At 60.2% G+C, this 19,635-nt stretch carries 19 protein-coding genes; 7 read left to right on the top strand and 12 right to left on the bottom strand.

What is annotated here, in order from left to right; all coding sequences use genetic code 11:
• Positions 1-200: 200 nt before the first annotated feature.
• The 4 genes from ACTHND_RS07940 to ACTHND_RS07925 all read right to left on the bottom strand — a co-directional run bounded on the left by ACTHND_RS07940 (position 201) and on the right by ACTHND_RS07925 (position 2,246).
• Positions 201-746, bottom strand: a complete 546-nt coding sequence (locus tag ACTHND_RS07940; RefSeq protein WP_440177410.1) for a response regulator — start codon at positions 744-746, stop codon at positions 201-203.
• A gap of 89 nt (positions 747-835) precedes the next feature.
• Positions 836-1,366 (bottom strand): DsbE family thiol:disulfide interchange protein, encoded by a 531-nt coding sequence (locus tag ACTHND_RS07935; RefSeq protein ID WP_440177409.1) that lies wholly within the window; start codon positions 1,364-1,366, stop codon positions 836-838.
• Complete coding sequence (gene ccmD, locus ACTHND_RS07930) at positions 1,363-1,518, bottom strand: heme exporter protein CcmD (protein WP_440177408.1); 156 nt, start codon at positions 1,516-1,518, stop codon at positions 1,363-1,365. The genes ACTHND_RS07935 and ccmD overlap by 4 nt, the downstream gene beginning before the upstream one ends.
• A gap of 8 nt (positions 1,519-1,526) precedes the next feature.
• Positions 1,527-2,246: a heme ABC transporter permease gene (locus ACTHND_RS07925; protein WP_440177407.1), complete on the bottom strand. Its 720-nt coding sequence runs from the start codon at positions 2,244-2,246 to the stop codon at positions 1,527-1,529.
• Between the two features lie 119 nt (positions 2,247-2,365).
• On the opposite strand from ACTHND_RS07925, the gene ACTHND_RS07920 reads away from it, so the two are divergent.
• The gene (locus ACTHND_RS07920) at positions 2,366-2,668 is read left to right on the top strand and encodes a hypothetical protein (RefSeq protein WP_440177406.1); all 303 of its coding nucleotides are present in this window, start codon (positions 2,366-2,368) and stop codon (positions 2,666-2,668) included.
• Here ACTHND_RS07920 and ccmB read toward each other — a convergent pair whose 3' ends face one another.
• Positions 2,669-3,337 carry a heme exporter protein CcmB gene (gene ccmB / locus ACTHND_RS07915; RefSeq protein WP_440177405.1) on the bottom strand — a complete coding sequence of 223 codons (669 nt, stop codon included), beginning with the start codon at positions 3,335-3,337 and terminating at the stop codon, positions 2,669-2,671.
• A 159-nt stretch (positions 3,338-3,496) separates the two neighbouring features.
• Positions 3,497-4,132, bottom strand: a complete 636-nt coding sequence (gene ccmA / locus ACTHND_RS07910) for a heme ABC exporter ATP-binding protein CcmA (protein WP_440177404.1) — start codon at positions 4,130-4,132, stop codon at positions 3,497-3,499.
• Positions 4,133-4,324: 192 nt separating this feature from the next.
• Between ccmA and acnA the strand changes: the two genes are divergently transcribed.
• Both acnA and ACTHND_RS07900 read left to right on the top strand, forming a co-directional pair.
• On the top strand, positions 4,325-7,024 hold the full coding sequence (gene acnA, locus ACTHND_RS07905) for an aconitate hydratase AcnA (protein ID WP_440177403.1): 2,700 nt from the start codon (positions 4,325-4,327) through the stop codon (positions 7,022-7,024).
• Between the two features lie 313 nt (positions 7,025-7,337).
• Positions 7,338-9,800, top strand: a complete 2,463-nt coding sequence (locus ACTHND_RS07900) for a DNA translocase FtsK 4TM domain-containing protein (protein WP_440177402.1) — start codon at positions 7,338-7,340, stop codon at positions 9,798-9,800.
• A 151-nt stretch (positions 9,801-9,951) separates the two neighbouring features.
• Here ACTHND_RS07900 and galA read toward each other — a convergent pair whose 3' ends face one another.
• A complete protein-coding gene (gene galA / locus ACTHND_RS07895) occupies positions 9,952-12,411 on the bottom strand; it encodes a beta-galactosidase GalA (RefSeq protein WP_440177401.1) in 2,460 nt (819 codons plus the stop codon).
• 249 nt (positions 12,412-12,660) lie between these two features.
• Here galA and ACTHND_RS07890 point away from each other — a divergent pair, with 249 nt between their 5' ends.
• The 3 genes from ACTHND_RS07890 (at position 12,661) to ACTHND_RS07880 (ending at position 14,831) form a co-directional block, all read left to right on the top strand.
• A complete protein-coding gene (locus ACTHND_RS07890; protein ID WP_440177400.1) occupies positions 12,661-13,326 on the top strand; it encodes a LolA family protein in 666 nt (221 codons plus the stop codon).
• A gap of 284 nt (positions 13,327-13,610) precedes the next feature.
• Positions 13,611-14,411: an exodeoxyribonuclease III gene (gene xth / locus ACTHND_RS07885; RefSeq protein WP_440177399.1), complete on the top strand. Its 801-nt coding sequence runs from the start codon at positions 13,611-13,613 to the stop codon at positions 14,409-14,411.
• A complete protein-coding gene (locus ACTHND_RS07880; protein ID WP_440177398.1) occupies positions 14,412-14,831 on the top strand; it encodes a hypothetical protein in 420 nt (139 codons plus the stop codon). It abuts the gene before it with no gap.
• Between the two features lie 109 nt (positions 14,832-14,940).
• Here ACTHND_RS07880 and ACTHND_RS07875 read toward each other — a convergent pair whose 3' ends face one another.
• The 3 genes from ACTHND_RS07875 to ACTHND_RS07865 form a co-directional block, all read right to left on the bottom strand.
• The gene (locus tag ACTHND_RS07875; RefSeq protein WP_440177397.1) at positions 14,941-15,471 is read right to left on the bottom strand and encodes a lipocalin family protein; all 531 of its coding nucleotides are present in this window, start codon (positions 15,469-15,471) and stop codon (positions 14,941-14,943) included.
• A gap of 241 nt (positions 15,472-15,712) precedes the next feature.
• Positions 15,713-15,961: a ribonuclease E inhibitor RraB gene (locus ACTHND_RS07870; protein ID WP_440177396.1), complete on the bottom strand. Its 249-nt coding sequence runs from the start codon at positions 15,959-15,961 to the stop codon at positions 15,713-15,715.
• A gap of 21 nt (positions 15,962-15,982) precedes the next feature.
• Positions 15,983-16,669 (bottom strand): response regulator transcription factor, encoded by a 687-nt coding sequence (locus ACTHND_RS07865; protein WP_023456094.1) that lies wholly within the window; start codon positions 16,667-16,669, stop codon positions 15,983-15,985.
• A 53-nt stretch (positions 16,670-16,722) separates the two neighbouring features.
• Between ACTHND_RS07865 and ACTHND_RS07860 the strand changes: the two genes are divergently transcribed.
• Complete coding sequence (locus ACTHND_RS07860) at positions 16,723-17,232, top strand: L,D-transpeptidase family protein (RefSeq protein ID WP_440177395.1); 510 nt, start codon at positions 16,723-16,725, stop codon at positions 17,230-17,232.
• Positions 17,233-17,360: 128 nt separating this feature from the next.
• On the opposite strand, the gene ACTHND_RS07855 is transcribed toward ACTHND_RS07860, so the two are convergent.
• A complete protein-coding gene (locus ACTHND_RS07855) occupies positions 17,361-18,164 on the bottom strand; it encodes an undecaprenyl-diphosphate phosphatase (protein ID WP_440177394.1) in 804 nt (267 codons plus the stop codon).
• A 59-nt stretch (positions 18,165-18,223) separates the two neighbouring features.
• Complete coding sequence (locus ACTHND_RS07850; protein WP_440177393.1) at positions 18,224-19,450, bottom strand: citrate/2-methylcitrate synthase; 1,227 nt, start codon at positions 19,448-19,450, stop codon at positions 18,224-18,226.
• Between the last annotated feature and the right edge of the window lie 185 nt (positions 19,451-19,635).

The following is a 19,635-nucleotide window of genomic DNA, read 5'->3' as shown; positions in this document are numbered from 1 at the left end:
GCTTTGTGGGCGGTTTACGCGAACGGGAAGCCCTCCGTGCAGCATTTTGCTGTGGTCGGGTAAAACCCGCCCCCCGCCACAATGCCCCCTCCGTCAGCGACACCGGCTCTTCGAGCCTCGCGCTGACACCTCCCCCGCTTCGCAGGGGAGGAGAGTATGGTCTCGTCGATCTGCTAAGTGATCGAATAGTGAAAGCTTAGTCAGGATGCTGCGTTAAGTGCGTCCTGATCACTTTCAGGGCCAGACGGCTCTGGTCGGCGCTCCTTGCGGCGTTCAGGGCCTTCGTATTTCGCGTCCGTCCGGCGACGGCGTTCCGGCCCGAAGAAGCTGTTCAGCTTAACAAACGGACGTGGATGATCGACGATGGACACGACCTTGCGGTACAGCTCATTGGCCGTGACCGGCTTGCAGCAGAATTCCGTCACGCCGGCATCGCGCGCATCCACCACATGCGACCGTTCGGAATGCGCCGTCAGCATGATGATCGGCACAAAGCGGTTGGCGCTGTCCGATGACTTGCGCACCAGGTTCACGAACTCGATGCCGTTCAGCACCTCCATCTGGTAATCGACAATAACGATATCGATGGCGTCGTGTTTCAGGCGGTGGAAGGCTTCCGTGGCGTCGCGTGCTTCGAATATATGCACCGCGCCAAAGCCGCGCAGAATGGTTTTCACGATATTCGTCATGTGGCCGTTATCTTCGACGACCAGAAACCTGACGCGTTCCAGGCTGGCTGGTTTCATGCTCCGTACCCGATTGATGCTGTCAATTGGGAAGCCAGTCTAGCCGAACAGGGTTACCGGAAATTTTATAAAGTTCGCAAAAGCAACCTTTATTTTTTGCCGTTGACCTCGGCATAGACCGCCTCAAACGTATCCGGCACGATGGGGCCGGCGATCTTGTCGGTAATGGTGCCGTCCGGACTGACGATATAGGTTTCCGGCACACCGGTAATGCCGAGCGCCAAGGCCATCTTGCCCTCCGGATCGGTCAGGGTTTTCGCGTAGGGATTATCGTGCTGGGCCAGGAAATTGAGCGTGTTCTGAGGCTCATCCTTCCAGGCAATGCCGATGATGGTTACACCCTTGGCCTTCAGCGCCATAAGCTGCGGATTTTCGGCGATGCACGGCGCGCACCATGAGGCGAAGACATTGACCAGCACCGGCTTGTCATGGCCCGCCACCAGCGCCTTCAATGAAGCCGGCGTGCCGTCCTGCAAATCATTGATCACCACTTCAGGCACGGACCTGCCGACCATTTCGCGCGGTTCCAGCCGTTCCTTCTTGTGGAAATTATAGTAGCCGAGCACGGCCAGCAAACCGACAAACAGCACCAGCGGTGCAAAATAAATCAGGCGCTTCATTTGTTCTCGACCGCTGCCTGCAAAGCTTCCAGCACCTTGCGGCGTTTGGCTTGCGCCCGCAGGGACATCATGATCAACGCGCCCAAGGCCACCGTCGTGGCGCCATAGCAGCTCCAGACGAAGACGACATATTTGCCCATATCGAGGTCCATGAGGTCTCCTAATTGAAACTCAGACGGGCGCGCAGGGCGCGGTATTTGCGGGCGAGAATTTCGCTGTCGATCCGCACCAGGAACAGCCAGGCAAACAGCGCATGATAGGCCGCCACCATGACGAACAGCGGCCACAGCATATCCGGCGCCACGGTCGGGCCGCCCTTGACGAAGATCGAATCCCCCTGGTGCAGGCTGTTCCACCATTGCACCGAAAAATGCACGATCGGCAGATTGACCAGCCCGACCAGTGCCAGAATGGCGGTTGATCTGGCGGCGCGTACCTCGTCCTCGATCGAGGCATGAAGCGCGATATAGCCGATATAAAACAGGAAAAGGATCAGTTCGGAGGTCATGCGACCGTCCCACTGCCACGGCGTGCCCCACATCGGCATCCCCCACAAGGCGCCGGTCAAAAGCGCCAGTCCGGTAAAGACCGCGCCGATCGGCGCCATGGCCTTGGCGGCGGCGTCGGCCAGGGCATGGCGGAAGATCAGGCCGAAAAAGCTGGCAATACCCATCGCCGCATAGACGGTCAGGCCCATCCAGGCCGCCGGCACATGGACATACATGATCCGCACCGTATCGCCCTGCTGGTAATCCTCCGGCGAGGCAAAGCAGAGATACAGCCCCCAGACGAACAGCACTGCCGTCAACCCCGCCAACCACGGCCGCAGGGGCCGCGTGACGCGGGTAAAGCGTTCGGGATTGGCGAGAAAATTGATCATGCACCGGACATACGGGGTTTGGCGATCTTCGGCAAGAGGCGGCAAATGTGGCTTTTTCGCGTTAACCTTCTGATTGCAGTTGTTTGCTAAACTCGTCTGAATCGCTGGGAGCGCGTGACATGCAGTTCGGGTATTTTCTTCTCGCCCTGATCTTCGGCCTGACCTTCGCCGTCTATTATTTCGACGTGCGCAAGGATTGCCGCTGGATCTCGTGGCTCGCCGCTATCGTCATGACCGGCTTCTGCATCGCCATCGACCGGCTGGTGGAAAACGCCATCTTCGCTCACCTGATCATCCAGTTGTCGATCCTGTTGATGCTGGGCCTGAGCATTCCGGCCCGCTATTGGTTCGGCCACGCCAATGCCCGCCGTATCACCTACCGCGAACATCATATCAAGGCCACGCGCTACCTGCCGTGGTAGTTAGCTGAGGGCGCTTCTTAAGGCCGCACCCATGGCGATCGGACCCAAGGCCAAAGCAAACAGCGCATAGGCCGTCAGAAAGGCCTGGGCCTGCAAGGGCGAAGCGCCCGTTTGGACCGCCTGCATCAGGCCGGCGCCGAAGATCACCGGCGGCACATAAAACGGCAGGACCAGCAGCGCCATCAGCACGCCGCCCTTGCGCGAGCCCAAGGCCAGTGATGCGCCGATCCCGCCGATCAGGGCGAAGCTGAGGCTCCCCAGAAACGCCGAGACCAGCCCCATCAGAGCCAGCGATACCGGCGCACCGAGGATGATCATGACGACCGGCGTCATCACCGACAGGATCACGCCGGTGCCGAGCCATTGGCTCAAACATTTCAGCAGGGCGATCAGTTCAAGCGGCAGCGGACCGAGGCGGAGTATATCGAACACGCCGTCCTCGTAATCGCGCTCGAACAGGCGCTCCAGCGACAGCAGGCTGGAAAGCGCCAGGCAAAGCCAGGTCAATCCGGCGGCGATGCGCGACAGGATCGCCTGGTCGGGACCGAGGCTCAAGGGAATCATCGCCATCAGGGTCAGGTAGAAACCGATGGCGAGCAAAGGCCCGCCGCCGCGGGTCAGCGACAGGCCGAGATCGCGGCGAAGGAGAGCGAAAGCGGGACGGATCATCTTCTCCTCCCTATCGCTTGCGATGGGGAGGTGGCATCGAGCAAAGCGAGATGACGGAGGGGCGCGGCTGAGGACGGAGACGCGCCCCTCCACCACTTCGGGGTCCCCCTCCCCAACATCGCCAAGAGGCTTGATAGGGAGGAGAAGATGCGCCTCACCTCAAACACCGGCCGCCTCGCGTTCTTTCGCCGTCGGGCGTTCGAGTTTCAGGCTGCGCGTCTCGAACGGCAGCGGATCATGCACGGCCGCGATGATCATGCCGCCTTCGGACAGGTGCTTTTGCATAATCCCCCCCAACAGCGCCCGGTGACCGATATCGAGCGGCGCCATCGGTTCATCAAGCAGCCACAGCGGCCGCTTCACCATCAGCAGGCGCGCGAACGACAACCGGCGCTTTTGCCCCGCCGAGAGATAGCGCGTCTCCAGATCAAGCAGCGGCGACAGGTTCAGTTGTTCGATGCTAGAAACCTCGCCACCCAGAAAGTCCGCCTGAAATTTCAGCTCCTGCGCCACCGTGCGCGACGGGCTCAGTGCGTCCTGGTGACCAAGGAAATGGGTTATGCTGCCATGCCATATTTCCGGCTCAATCTGCACATCATTCTCATACGCAGAAATCCTACCCGCATGGGGCGCCAGAAACCCCGCCAGGGTGCGCAAAAGAGTCGTTTTTCCGACGCCATTTTCGCCTGTCAGGCTAATCGCCTCACCCGCGCACATCTCAAAATTCAGATTATGAATCAAAAGGTTGTAGCCTTTTTTCAGGCTCAGACCTTCCACCTTCAGACTCACGCCCATAAAAATAACCCTTTTCGCACCACCGCTTACATAGACGAAAACAAATAAGAAGTTTAGAAGGCAGATTACCCGCCTTCAAGGTATTGCAGCGCAATGTCCGGACCCTGTGCGTCCCTCATTCACGCGCGTTCTTGAATTCACGGTTGCCATCGTGGCGGCTGGGCGGGTTAACCTGAAAAGGACACTGCGTAAATGTCTTCTGTTGACTCCTTCAAGTCAAAAGCCGAACTCAAGGTCGGCGACAAAACCTACACCTATTACGATCTGAAAGCCGCCGAAGCCAATGGCCTGGACGGCATCTCCAGCCTCCCCGCCTCGCTGAAGGTGCTGCTGGAAAACCTGCTGCGCAACGAAGACGGCGACACGGTCAAGGCTGACGACATCCGCGCCATGGCCGCATGGGTCAAGAACAAGGGCGCCGTCGAGCACGAAATCTCCTTCCGTCCGGCCCGCGTTCTGATGCAGGACTTCACCGGCGTTCCGGCCGTGGTCGATCTGGCCGCCATGCGCGACGCCATGGTCAAGCTCGGCGCCGATCCGGCGAAGATCAATCCGCTGAACCCGGTCGACCTCGTGATCGACCACTCGGTCATGGTCGATTATTTCGGGCAAGCCACCTCGTTTACGCAGAACGTCGACCGCGAATATGAGCGCAATATCGAGCGCTACAACTTCCTGCGCTGGGGCTCCTCGGCCTTCAACAACTTCCGCGTCGTGCCTCCCGGCACCGGCATCTGCCACCAGGTGAACCTGGAATACCTGGCCCAGACCGTCTGGACCAATGTGGCGGACGGCGGCGAAGTTGCCTATCCGGATACCGTGGTCGGCACCGACTCGCACACCACCATGGTCAACGGCCTGTCGGTCCTCGGCTGGGGCGTCGGCGGCATCGAGGCCGAAGCCGCCATGCTCGGCCAGCCGATCCCCATGCTGATCCCGGAAGTCATCGGTTTCAAGCTAACCGGCAAGCTGCCGGAAGGCGCCACCGCCACCGACCTGGTTCTGACCGTCACGCAGATGCTGCGCAAGAAGGGCGTCGTCGGCAAGTTCGTCGAATATTACGGCGACGGCATTGCCAACCTGACCCTGGAAGACCAGGCGACTATCGCCAACATGGCCCCGGAATATGGCGCCACCTGCGGCTTCTTCCCGATCTCGCAGCCGACCATCAACTATCTGGCCGAAACCGGCCGCACGCCGGAGCGCGTCGCCCTGGTCGAAGCCTATGCCAAGGCGCAAGGCCTGTGGCTGGAGCCCGACCACGAGCCGGTCTTCACCGACACCCTCGAACTCGACCTCGGCTCCGTCCTGCCGTCGCTGGCTGGTCCGAAGCGCCCGCAGGACCGCGTCCTGCTCTCCGATGCCGCCTCCGCCTTCACCTCGGCCCTGCAGGGCGAGTTCGGCAAGGCCGGTGATGAATCGAAGCGCGTCCAGGTCGAAGGTTCCGACTTCACCGTCGGCCACGGCGATGTCGTGATCGCCGCCATCACCTCCTGCACCAATACCTCGAACCCCTCGGTCCTGATCGCCGCCGGCCTCGTGGCCCGCAAGGCGCGCGCCCTGGGCCTCAAGGTCAAGCCGTGGGTCAAGACCTCGCTGGCGCCCGGCTCGCAGGTCGTCACCGACTACCTCAACTCGGCCGGTCTGACCGAAGATCTCGACGCCCTGGGCTTCAACCTTGTCGGCTACGGCTGCACCACCTGTATCGGCAACTCCGGTCCGCTGCCGGAAGCCATTTCAGCCGCCGTCAATTCGGGTGACCTGGTCGCCGCCTCGGTGCTCTCCGGCAACCGTAACTTTGAAGGCCGCGTCAACCCGGACGTCCGCGCCAACTACTTGGCCTCGCCGCCGCTGGTCGTGGCCTACGCCCTGGCCGGCTCGCTGAATATCGACCTGACCAAGGACGCGATCGGCACCGGCGCCAACGGCGAAGACGTCTTCCTGAAAGACATCTGGCCGACGACGCAGGAAGTCACCGACATGCAGCGCAAGCATGTCACCAACGCCATGTTCGCCAGCCGCTATTCCGATGTTTTCAAGGGCGACAAGCACTGGCAGGCCATCCCGGTCGCCGGCGGCCAGACCTATGGCTGGGACTCGGCCTCGACCTACGTCGCCAACCCGCCCTATTTCGACGGCATGACCATGACGCCGGACAAGGTGACCGACATCGTGGAAGCCCGTGTGCTCGGCGTCTTCGGTGACTCGATCACCACCGACCACATCTCGCCCGCCGGTTCCTTCAAGGCCGCCTCGCCCGCCGGCAAATACCTGATCGACCGTGGCGTCCCCGTCTCGGAATTCAACGGTTACGGCGCCCGCCGCGGCAACCACGAAGTCATGATGCGCGGCACCTTCGCCAATATCCGCATCCGTAACAAGATGACCCCGGAAATCGAAGGCGGCGTCACCAAGCACTTCCCGTCGGGCGATGTCATGCCGATCTATGACGCCGCCATGCGTTACCAGTCGGAAGGCCGCAACCTGGTGGTTTTCGCCGGCAAGGAATACGGCACCGGCTCCTCGCGTGACTGGGCCGCCAAGGGCACCAAGCTGCTGGGCGTCCGCGCCGTCATCGCCGAATCGTTCGAGCGCATCCACCGCTCCAACCTGGTCGGCATGGGCGTCCTGCCGCTCCAGTTCAAGGTCGATGGCTGGGCCAAGCTCGGCCTGACCGGTGAGGAAATCGTCACCATCCGCGGCCTCGAAAACCTCAGCCCGCGTCAGGAACTGATTGTCGAGCTGTTCCGCGCCTCGGACGGCAAGGTGGCCCGCTTCCCGGTCCGCTGCCGTATCGATACGCCGACCGAGCTGGAATACTACAAGAACGGCGGCGTCATGCCGTATGTCCTGCGCAACCTGGCCCGTGGCACAGCCGAAGCTGCCGAGTAGGGCTCCGCGACATTGATAAAAGAAAAGGCCCTCTGGTTTCGGACCAGAGGGCCTTTTCTTTTGCAGGTTTGGCGCCAGCGAAAATATAGCTTTCGTCAGCCATGCGGCCCCTGCACCTATAACTCGACAGTGGACACGACATCCTTTTTACCTCCCCGCTCGTCGGGGAGGGGGACCGACGCGCGCTTGCGCGTTGGTGGTGGGATTTCTTACTTTTCCATCCCAAAACCCCAATATAGTAAACCGCTATTAACCCTTTCCGTGGCATCTGTTCAGGCTGAATTCCCCGTTTATAGCCGCGCTACGAGTACACATGTCCAGCCTGACCATGACCGTTTGGAACGCCGTCGAAACCCACATGCGCGCCATGTGGCAATCGCCCCTGATGGCCCGTCTGCGTGGCGCGTTCACGGCCCTGACCGGCTTTTCCTTCTTTATCGCCCTGGCCACCTACCATGCCGAAGATTCCAGCCTGAATACGGCCGGCCATGGCGATATCCAGAATGCCCTTGGTTCCTTCGGCGCCCTGATCGCCGATATCGGCAGCCAGTCGATTGGCCTGGCCGCCTGGCCCGCCGCCGCCCTGATGATCTATTTCGGCCTTCTGCGCACCTTCCATGCCGATCCGGACCAGACGCGCCTGAAGCTGCGGCTCCACGCCCTGTGGGCCACCCTGTTCGTGCTGGCCTTGAGCGCCACCATCGCCCCGATCATGACCTCCGATGATCCTGTGCTGAAGCAGAGTCTGGGCGGTTTCTGGGGATCTGGCATTCACAATCTGCTGAAATCGGTCTTCGATTTCATGCACCTGCCGGGCGGCGATATCATCGCCAGCCTGATCTATGCCGCCCTGGCGCTTCTGGGCTTCAACAAGGCCCTGAGCCTGAACATGGGGCATTATCTGCATCTTTCCGGCGTGATTGGCGGCCTGACCCATAAGGCCGTGGCGGCCATGGGCCTTGGCCGCGCCGCCACCGGTGCCGGCGAGGCCGTGGTCGCCAAGGTCAGGCGCGCGCCGAAAGTGAAGGTCGCCGTCGACGAAGAGACCTTCGATGCGCCGGTGGAAGAGGCCGCCGCGCCGGCCTTCGCGCCGCGCATTTCGCCCAATACCGCCCGCACCGGCGCCCTGCCGCCGCTCGATGATGAGATGCAGCCTTACGAGGACCCGGACTTCCTCGATACGATGGAAACACCGGTTTCGGATATAAAGCCAATCAAGCCGTCGCCGCGCGCCGAAGCCGAAAAGCAGCCGGTGTTTGACTTCCTGCGGCCCAGCAACTTCCGTCTGCCGGAACTCAGCATCCTGGCCAAGCCCAAGGCGCGCAACCACAGCTTCGATGAAGATAGTTTGCGCCAGAACGCCCGGATGCTGGAAAGCGTACTGGCCGAATTCGGCGTGCGCGGCGTGATCGACCAGATTCGCCCTGGCCCGGTCGTCACCCTCTACGAACTGGCCCCGGCCGCCGGCGTGAAAGGCGCGCGCGTCGTGGCCCTGGCCGACGATATTGCCCGTAACATGTCGGCCCGCTCCTGCCGCGTTTCCATCGTCCAGGGTCGTAACGCCATCGGTATCGAACTGCCGAACCAGGTGCGCGAAACCGTCTATCTGCGCGACATGCTGGCCTCGGCCGAATTTGAAAAGGCCGGCCATACCCTCCCGATGGTCCTCGGTGAAAATATAGGCGGCGATCCGTATGTCACTGACCTCGCCAAAATGCCCCACCTTCTGATCGCCGGCACCACCGGTTCGGGTAAATCGGTCGGTGTCAACGCCATGATCCTGTCGATCCTCTATCGCCTCGATCCGGAACAGTGCAAGTTCATCATGATCGACCCCAAGATGCTGGAACTCAGCGTCTATGACGGCATTCCGCACCTGCTGGCCCCGGTCGTTACCGATCCGAAAAAGGCCGTGGTGGCGCTGAAATGGACCGTCAAGGAGATGGAAGACCGCTATCGCCGCATGTCCAAGGTCGGCGTGCGTAACATCAGCAATTTCAACGAACGCGCCCGCGCCACCGCCGCCGAAGGCAAGAATTTCGTCCGCAAGGTCCAGACCGGTTTCGATGAGACCGGCCAGCCGATCTATGAGTTCGATGAAATGGTGCCGGAACCCATGCCCTATATCGTCGTTATCATCGACGAGGTGGCCGACCTGATGATGGTAGCCGGCAAGGATATCGAAGGCGCCGTCCAGCGTCTGGCCCAGATGGCCCGTGCCGCCGGCATCCACCTGATCATGGCCACCCAGCGCCCCTCGGTCGACGTCATCACCGGCACGATCAAGGCCAACTTCCCGACCCGGATCTCCTTCCAGGTCACCTCGAAGATCGACTCCCGCACGATTCTCGGCGAGCAGGGCGCCGAACAGCTTCTCGGCCAGGGCGACATGCTCTATATGGCCGGCGGCGGGCGCATCACCCGCCTGCACGGCCCGTTCGTTTCCGACGAGGAAGTCGAAGCCGTGGCGCAGTTCCTGCGCGACCAGGGCGCGCCGCAATATCTCGAAGATGTCACCTATGGCGGCGATGAAGAGGGCGGCTCCGAAGGCGGCATGGGCGAAGGCGGCGGCTCCGGCGACGACCTCTATGACAAGGCCGTCTATTTCGTCACCTTCGATCGCAAGGCTTCAACCTCCTACATCCAGCGCAAGCTCCAGATCGGCTATAACCGCGCCGCCTCCCTGATGGAAAAGATGGAACAGGAAGGCGTGGTCGGTCCCGCCAACCATGTCGGCAAACGCGATATCCTCGTCGGTCCGCCCCCCGGCCACTAGGGGCAGGGTCACGGACCCTGCACCCGGATTCGCTATAACGCGTGTTGCAACATCGGCGCTCTTTCTCCTCCCCTGTAGCGAAGCGTACGGGGGAGGTGGCGAGCAAGCGCAGCCTTTAGGTGTAGCGCGTCGAGACGGAGGGGGCCTCGCCTCAAGTCTTCAAAGTCACCCGCCCCGAAACCAATCCTTCCGACCGCGCGGTGATCGTCACCGGCCCGCTGCCTTTTACCTGCAAAATCGCCTGCGCCAGGCCATTGAAGGTTTTGCGGTAAAGCGCCTTATCCGGTTCGTGGCTGGTCGGATTGCCATTGCCGACGCCGATAACCTCCGCAGGCCCTTCGACATCGAAAAAGACCAGATTATCGGCCTTGGGCACAACCACGCCCGCGTTGTCGAACACCTCGGCCTTCAGCACCACGATATCGTCCACCCGGTCAGAGGTCAGGACGACCTTCGCCGCCGCGCCGGCCGTCACCCGTTCGGCCTTCATGGCGACCCGGCCAGCCCGATAGCCATAGGCCGTGATCTTGCCCGGCGCAAAAGGCACCGTCCATTCGAGATGATAGTCCTTCGCCACGTCCTTGCGGCCCTGTGACTTGCCATTGACGAACAGCTCGACCGCCTCGCAATTGGAATGCACCCAGACGGAAACATCTTTTCCGGGCTCCCAGTTCCAGTGCGGGAAGAGGTGCAGTACCGGCTTATCGGACCACCAGGCCTGATAATACCAGAAATTATCCTTCGGGAAGCCGCACAGGTCCATGATGCCGAAATGCGACGTGACGGATGGCCACCAGTTGAAGGGCGTCGGTTCGCCACGGTAATCGAATCCGGTCCAGACAAAGCCGCCCAGCAGGTTCGGCGTCTTGTCGTAGAGCGGCCACCAGTTTTCCGCCGTATGTCCCCATTTCGGTGCGGTGACATCATAGGCGGGGACATAGAGCTTCGTCTCCGAGCGCTCATATTCGCCCCGCGTGCACAGCGTCGAGGCGGTTTCGGTGCCCACCACCGGCAGGTTCGGGTATTTTTCGCGCACCGGCCCCAGGCGCGTGACGTAGTAGTTCACACCCAGCACATCGAGGCTCTCGGTGATGCCAAAGCCCTGGCCATTATTCATGGCCGCCGTAATCGGCCGCGTTGGGTCCAGCTTCTTGACCAACCGGCGCATATCGCGGGCGATCTTAGCGCCGCGCTCCGTCCCTTGCTGCGGCTCCTCATTACCGATTGACCACATGATGATCGAGGGGTGGTTGCGGCCGCGCCGGATCAGGGTTTCCAGCTCGGTCATGCCTTCCGGCGCCGAGGTCATCAGGCGGTTTTCATCAATCACCATAATCCCCAGCCGGTCGCAGGCTTCCAGCACTTCGGGCGTGGCCGGATTGTGCGACGAGCGATAGGCGTTCGAGCCCATGGCCTTCAACTGCTGCAACCGCCAGACATGCAGGCCGTCGGGAATGGCCGAACCGACGCCGGCGTGGTCTTGGTGATTATTGGTGCCCTTGATCTTCATGGCCTCGCCATTGAGGAAAAAGCCATCAACCTTGAACACCACCTCGCGGATACCGAAGGTGCTGGCGAACATATCCACCACCGCGCCGTTTTCCATGATCTCGGTGCGCACGCTGTAGAGATGCGGGTCTTTCAGCCCCCACAACCGCGGCGAGGCCAGTTTTGTCGTCTGGTTCGCTGTTATCTCGGCCTGCGCCGCCAGCTCGACCGGCGTTTTTAGCCGCGCCACCGCCTTGCCGTCGGCGTCGATGATCGTGGAGGTCAGCGTCACCGTCTTCGCCGTATCGGTGCCGTTAACGATGCGTGTTTCGATATCGACCGCGCCGGAAATATCCGATTTGATCCAGGCACCCCACTGATTGATATAGGTGCGCGCCGTCTTGACCAGCCAGACATGGCGATAAATGCCGGCGCCTTCATAAAACCAGCCCTCGCCATAGGAGGCATCCACGCGCACCAGCAGGATATTCGGCTTGTCGTCGGTATTGATGAAATTGCTGATATCGACCTCGAACGGCGTATAGCCGCTCTCGTGCCGGTTCAGGATATAGCCATTGAGAATGACCAGGGAATCGCGGAACACGCCGTCGAATTCCAGGGTCAGGCGCATGTCCTTATCTTCCGGTCGAAGGTCGATGACCTTCCGATACCAGCCGATGCTGGTTTCAGGATATTTGCGCCCGACGGGCTTGTAACCATGCGCCGCTGCCTCGTCTTCCTCGTATGCGCGGCGCTTGTCGGGCGCTGGCAGGGTATAGGTGTCGTTATTGACGAAGGGCAGCTCGACCGCCCAGTCGTGCGGTAAGGTGACCTGACGCCAGGTGCTGTCGTCATAATCCGGCTCAGCGGCCGTGACGCCGGAAAAGCCCTGCTTGGCGTGGGTATACTGATAGGCGCCGAAGCCGAAATCGCGCGTGACATCCGAGGCGTGACCGAAGGCGAAGCGCCAGTCGTCGTCAAAACGAATACGCTGGCGGGGCGTCAGATCGGCTGGCGCAGGGAGGATGCCGGCCAAGGCCGACTGCGCCGTCACCTCAGCACCCAGGCCGACACCCAAGACGGCCGCGCCTTGCAGCAGATGACGACGATGCACCTTCACCATGACTTCGATCCTTAAGAAAACCATAGCCATTAAAGCCGGTTTTTGTCCTCGCACAAGCATAAAGTATACGATTTAATCTGAAGCCGCCATTCACGCCGGGTTCAGCGCACGGCGTTTAGCTTGGTCGCGCACCTTATCCGAAAAGTGCGGCACACTTTTCGGGCTGCGCTTAAAAGGTCGCAAATATGCCGCCTTGAGATGTTTCTGAAGGCATTGGATTTTTACGAATTTTGCTTTTATGGGTAGACCATGACCGATTTTACCAAACGCACCCTGCTGGCTGGCCTTGCCGCCGCACTCGTCACCACACCCGCATTGGCCCAGGGCAGCAAGAACCAGTTCAGCGGCCTGATTTCGCCGCCCAGTTTCAATGCCGCCGATAAGGCGCGCATCCAGAAGGCGACGGATTATCTGCAAAATCTCGGCACTGCCCATGGCCGCTTCGAGCAGACCGATTATCGCGGACGCAAGAGCGCCGGCAACTGGTATCTGGCGCGCCCCGGCAAGATGCGTTTTGAATATGATGCGCCGACTTCGCTGCTGATCGTTTCCAATGGCAAGACGGTCAGCATGTGGGATCCGCGCCTGCAATCCTTCGATCAATATCCGCTGTCCGAAACGCCGCTGTCGCTGTTTCTCGCCCGTCAAATCCGCTTCGATCAGGGCGTGATCGTGACCGCCGTCAGTTCCAACGCACAAGGCTTTACGCTGAAGGCGCGCGACCGCCGCAAATCGGTGGAAGGCTCGGTGGTGCTGGGCTTCGACCAGGCGCCGAACGGCGCACTAGCCCTGCGAGAATGGACGATTACCGATGCGCAAAACCGCGCCACAAACCTGAAACTGACGAGTTTCACACGCGATTCGGCGCAAAAGCCTGATTTATTTGTGTTAAATAAGCCGCAGAAGAAAAAATAACGCCTTTTTCACTTTTTCCCTTGTGAATTTTTGGCAAGAGTGTTATTTTGAACACATGGAGATGGAACGGCGGATTATCTCCCGACCTGGACTTCCAGGTGTGCGTTTTCCCTTTTTTCTCTTCGTGTTATGTGCCAAATCTTTAAACCGATCCGTCAGCGCGGATCGGTTTTTTTTGTGTTTTTTCCGCTCAGGCACCGCGGGGCTCGGCGCATCAGCGCCGGCGGGCGGTCGCCCTTGCCAATGCCTGACGGCATTGGAAACACTAGAGAGTTTGCTCGTTTATGCGCCTTAGCCTTGTCTCGTGGAACGTCAATTCCGTTCGCCTGCGCCTGCCCCAGATCGAACAGTTCCTGAGAGATACCGATGTCGACATCCTGTGTATGCAGGAGATCAAGTGCCAGGAGCACGAGTTCCCGCGCGAGGCGTTCGAGGCTTTGGGCTACAGCCATATCCATATCGCCGGGCAAAAGGGCTGGCATGGCGTGGCGCTGGTATCGAAGCTCCCGTTCGAGACTCTGCCGGCGCCGGCCTTCTGCCGCCGCGGCGAGGCGCGCGCGCAGGGCATCCGCATTGATGGCATCGATATCTGGAACTTCTATATCCCGGCCGGCGGTGATTTCCCCGACCGCGAAGGCAATGACAAGTTCGATCACAAGCTGACCTTCTATGAGCGGCTGATTGAAGACCTGGAGCGGCGCGGGCCGGACAAGCCCCTGCTGATCTGCGGCGACCTCAATATCGCGCCGGGCGAATTCGATGTCTGGAGCCACCGCCAGATGCTGCGCGTGGTCAGCCATACGCCGGTCGAGATTGAAACCTTCGGCAAGCTGATGGAGGCCGGTGCGTTTCACGATCCCTTCCGCGTCGCCTATCCCGATCCGCAGAAAATATTTACCTGGTGGAGCTATCGTGCGGCGGACTTCCGCAAAAGCAATCGCGGCCTGCGCCTCGATCACATCCTGCTCAATCCGGGGCTGATGGCGAAGGTCAGGGGCGATATTACTGCCAGAATCCACGACACCGTGCGCGAATGGGAGCGGCCCTCCGATCACGCGCCGATCCAGACCATTTTCGAGCTATAGATGTCCGATTTAGTTGAAAGCCGCCTGCCTGAAGCCATCCTCGCCAAGGCAGATTTTCGTCATAACGAATATGCCTGGCGCATTGCCGACCTGCCGGAAGTGATCGAAGCGGCGCGCGCCATGGGCCTGCGCAATATCGGCGGCCAACTGCAAATCCGCACGCCGGATGCCATCGGCGAATGCGACTGGGTGCAGGTGGATGCCTGCCAGTTGATTCCGCCGTTCCTGCCCTGGGACGCCCAGGTCGAAATGGCGGCCAATGTCGCCTTTCAGGATTTACAATTGCTCAAGGCGGAATTTAATTTCGGCAAAGAGATTAGAGAAGCCTTTCCTGAACCGGTGGCGCGCTTTGTCGAAGCCGGCGGCACACTGGAAGATGCCATCTGGTTCGTCTGGTATGTGGACGCGGAAGAGGTTTAGCGGCGCTTGTCTTTGCGGCTGAACGCCATCAGGGCAATCACCCGGATCAGGACTGTGACCGCGATAATCGCAACGACAATATATTCTATAATCGTCTGCATTTTCGTGCCTAAAAGGCCGGAAACTCCAGCTTACTGACATCATAACCCAGTTCCCTGGCCTTGGAGACCATGACGGCGCGGGCTTCGGCTGTCGGCACGGTGCGGCTGTAGATCCACAGGTTTTTCATCTTCGGATCCGCACTGATGAACCAGTCGTGTTCCGGTGATTCATACAGCACCCAGTAGTTCCAGGTGATGAAAAAGGGATAATGGGCTTCCAGTTTGGTATTATTGCCGCCGGCATTCGTCAGCACGCCGCGCGCCTTGATCGTCTTGAGTTTGCCGGTCGGCGTATCCTTGTGGCAGCCGTCTTCCACCGCGATCTCGTTCGGTTTGGCGCCGGGGCTGTAGGTCGTATAACCCGCCACGCAGCCATTGGTCAGCCACATGGGGCGGCGGGCGATTTCCAGCCAGGTGCCGCTGTAATGGCTCATGGGAACGGCCGCCGTCTGGGGTGCCTGAGCACCGGAGGGCATGGACGCGCAGGCGGACAGCAGTAGAGCGCCGACGGCGCTGGCAATGGCGAGTTTCAGAAACATGCGAAATCCTTTGCTTGCCGCCCCTCTAAAGATACGCTGGTAAAGCGGATCGGATCACACATAAGAAGGCCGGCGCTTTAAAAGCGCCGGCCCAGAGTTCAATTTCGCTAGGGAATGAGGAGGCGTTTCTGGAACTGGTTGCGACGTTCACCGAAGCTGATGGGCAGCTTTAAGACGCAATCAGGTTGGTCTGGTATGCCGTTTGTGGAAAAAGCCGCATAAATCACATTCAGAATGAAGTTTAAATGGCTCTGTCATATCCGTCATACTCGCCGCGATTAGATCGTGCCAATGACCTTAATTTGCCTTCGATCAAGAGTATCTCAAATGAATTTACGGTCTTAGTGGCAAGGACCAACCATTCCTCTTCATCTCCTGATGCTCTTGATTCCACTAAGAAACCTTTGCGTTTCAGATGATGAACAACAGGCGCGGCTTGAGCTTCATCGGAAAAATACAGATAAAAATTTGTCGCAGTTCCACCGAACATCTCCCCCTCCAATTTGAACGTTCAGAACTGCAACCTATACCCGCCCGCGTCCGTCATCAGCAGGCGGGCATTGGCGGGATCGGGTTCGATCTTTTGGCGCAGACGATAGACGTGGGTTTCCAGTGTGTGGGTGGTGACGCCGGCATTATAGCCCCAGACCTCGGTCAGCAACTCTTCGCGGGTGATTGGCTTGCCGCCGGCGCGATAGAGGTACTTCAGGATATTGGTTTCTTTCTCGGTCAGGCGCGTCTTCTTCTGCGTCTGATCGACCAGAACCTTCAACGCCGGCTTGAATTCGTAAGGCCCGATGCGGAAGGTGGCGTCCTCACTGGTTTCGTGCGAACGGACCTGGGCGCGAATGCGCGCCAGCAGGACGGCGAAACGGAACGGCTTGGTGACGTAATCGTTGGCACCGGCATCAAGGCCCAGAATCGTATCGGAATCCGAGGTCTGGCCCGTCAGCATGATCACCGGCGTGGTCAGGCCCCCTTTGCGCAGCAGGCGGCAGGCTTCGCGGCCGTCCATGTCGGGCAGGTCGACATCGAGCAGGATCAGGTCGGCATTGACGCTCTTGCCCAGCTTGAGGCCCTCGGTGCCGTTTGACGCCTGAATGACCTTGAATTCTTCATGAAGTTCGAGCTGTTCCGCCAGGGCTTCGCGCAGTTCATCATCGTCATCGACGATCAGCAGGGTTTTTTGTTGCACCATGATCCTGTACTTTAAGTCTTGTCGTTATCAGATTAAGCCGCGATGACAAATAAATGATCAATAAGTTTAGTGCCGCCGCCGCTGGCCAATTCCACATCAACGAACATAGTGTGCGTTGCGCTATTGGGAAAGGGGGCGTTCGCCCCGCGGGCGATAAAAGAGAGGGGGATGGCGCTTCTCCGCTGGGAATCTGGCCGATTCGTTCTGTTTTTTACCGTCCGGACCGCCTGGCGCCGCCCGAAACCGCTTTGGAATTGGTGCCTTTGTCGCCTGATGACGGCTGGTGCGACGATCCGTCCTCAGAATTTTATAACCGGCATGTGAAGCTGCCCTTTCAGCCTGGCCACGAAAAGCTCTGGCGGTATGACCACGTCTATGATGTGATCGTGGTACTGGGGCATAATGATGACCCGCCGGCGCCCGGCATGGGATCGGCCATATTCATGCACCTGGCGCGGGAAGATTATTCCGGCACCGAGGGCTGCGTGGCGGTGGCCCTGCCGGACATGCTGGAGTTTCTGCGGGCAGCCCGGCCGGGTGATGCGGTTGAGATTCGACGCTAATCTAATGGGGCGTGGGGTCCGTGACCCCACAAACCTTACCTTATTCCAAAGAAAAACCCGACCTTTAGGCCGGGTTTTTCTTTGGAAAGAGAGAAGACGTGGGGCCGCAGGCCCCAAACCCCATTAGTTTAGTGCGCGAAGCCGAACCACCACACCAGTCCGCCCACGCCGACCACGACCCGCCACAGGGCGAAGAAGCCGTAACCGCGCTTCTGCACGAAGCTGATAAACGGCTTGATGACAAGGAGCGCCGACAGGAAGGCGACCAGAAAACCGATGGCGATAGTGCTGTACTGATCGGAGGTCAGATCCTTGTGACTGTCGGCGAATTCGACCACGAAGGCGCCCAGCATGGTCGGGATGGCGAGGAAGAAGGAAAATTCGGCGCCGGCCGTCTTGTCCACCTTGGCCACCATGGCGCCGATCAGGGTCGAGCCCGAGCGCGACATGCCAGGAATGATGGCCAGGCACTGGAACAGGCCGATCAGCAACGAGGTCTTGATGTCGAGTTTGGCGGAATCATGATGCACGGGCTTCGGGGCATATTTATCGACCGCCCACAAGGCCACGCCGCCAACGATCAGGGCGCAACAGATCAGCGGAATATTCTCGAAAAGAGTACCCAGGATGCCCGACTTCTTGACGAGAACACCGATGACCACAGCCGGAAAGAAGGCCACCAGCACACTGATGGCGAACCGGCGCGAATCCGCCGAGGTCGGCAGGGTGATCACGGCCTTCCACAGCCGGGCGAAATAGAGCACGACCACAGCCAAAATCGCGCCCAACTGGATCATGACGGTGAAATTGCCGCCCGGATCATCGAACGCCATCAGCTTTTCGGCGATCAGCAGGTGCGCCGTGGAAGAAACAGGCAAGAATTCCGTGAGCCCTTCGATCAGACCCAGCAGCGCCGCGAGTAAATAGTGCATGGAAACCCCTATATGATCGGGAAATCCTTAGAGCACTTTAAACGCCAAGTGAATCGAAATCATGCGTCAGCCGGCTCGGTCGCTTCCGGATGGATGCCGATATAGCGCAGGCGCGCCTTCGGCGAAGCGCCGGTCTGCATCTGCTCGATGGCGTGGGCCAGCCAGCCGGCGCTGCGGCCAAGGCCATACAGCGTCATCGGGGCTTCGCGCGGCAGGTCGAGGTGACGGCCGATCAGGGCCAGGGCGAGCGACATGCCGACGCTCTGGCCGGTCAGGTCTTCGCCGACGCGCAGGATCATCTTGAGGTCTTCGCCCATGTGCGGTGCGGCCTCGATCAGGTTGCGCGCGCGGAGGGTTTCCGAAGGCGAGGGTTCTTTTTCGAAGCCGGGCAGTTCGTGGCCTTTTTCGAGCAGCGCCTTGGCCAGGGCCAGCGGATTGCCGTGGCGCCGCACCTGGGTGACATAGGATTCTGCGCGCGAAATACGACCGCCCAGTTTCGGACTGGTCAGGGTGGCGAAACCGGCGATCAGCGGAATGGCCAGCGGGCCCATGGTGGCGGCGGCGACGCGCACGGCCAGGGTGGCTTCGTCAAGGCTGGTATCGGCCGAGAGCACGAGGGCGCGGCGCAGCAGGTCGACGTCCTTCAGGTCATAGACCTTCCAGGCGCGGGCCAGGCGCTGGTGGAAGAACAGGCGCGGCCCGCCATTGGTGACCGCATCGAACATTTCGTTGATCAGGCTGGCCGCCTCGGTGCCAAGGTCGCGTTCAGCCTTGATCTCGGAAAGAGCATCCTCTTCCAGTCGGCGGCTGAGCATGGAGAGCACGCGGGTGCGCGGACCGCCGGGGAAGTTGACATCCGGGCGCGGCTTGAGCGGACCGAACGGATTGGGGCTGTCGCTGCGCCACAGAAGCGCCGCCACATTTTCAAAGTTCTCGGTTTCGGCCAGGGAGACGAGATCGCGGCCGCGGACATAGTGATGGCCGTGCAGGGTAATGGCGACTTCGGTATCAATGGCCGCTTCGCCGCGCGTGATAGTGCCGCCGGAAAGACTGGGGGCGGCATGGTGGCGCGGCGCGCCGTGGTCGGCTCTGGAGTCTCTGGATATCCGGCCCGGTGCGCGGCGTGACAGGCGCTCGACATCATCGAGCGCATAGAGGCTGAGGCGTGGATGCGTGGGGTCGCTCTTGGCGGCGATGCGCTGGCGGCTGACATAGGCATAGAGGGTTTGCGGCTTGACCTCTAGGCGCTTGAGGGCCTCGGTGCGGCTGATCCAGACTCGTGACATGTCTACCTGCTCAAAAAACGAAACAAAAACCACGGCAAATATCAAGATTGATTATTGCGAGGTTTACACCCTTTGCGCCAAAGTCAAAGGTGGATTTACGATTTGTTAACATGTTTTTTCATCGTAATGCCGCCGTCCAGCCTCCAACGGCTTCCGGGCCAAATCAGGGCGGGAAACGGGCGATC

Origin of the sequence: Asticcacaulis sp., assembly GCF_051954415.1 — a bacterium.
Taxonomy (GTDB): Bacteria; Pseudomonadota; Alphaproteobacteria; order Caulobacterales; family Caulobacteraceae; genus Asticcacaulis.
The sequence above is the reverse complement of the archived record's forward strand: the minus strand, read 5'-3'. Positions and strand labels throughout refer to the sequence as shown.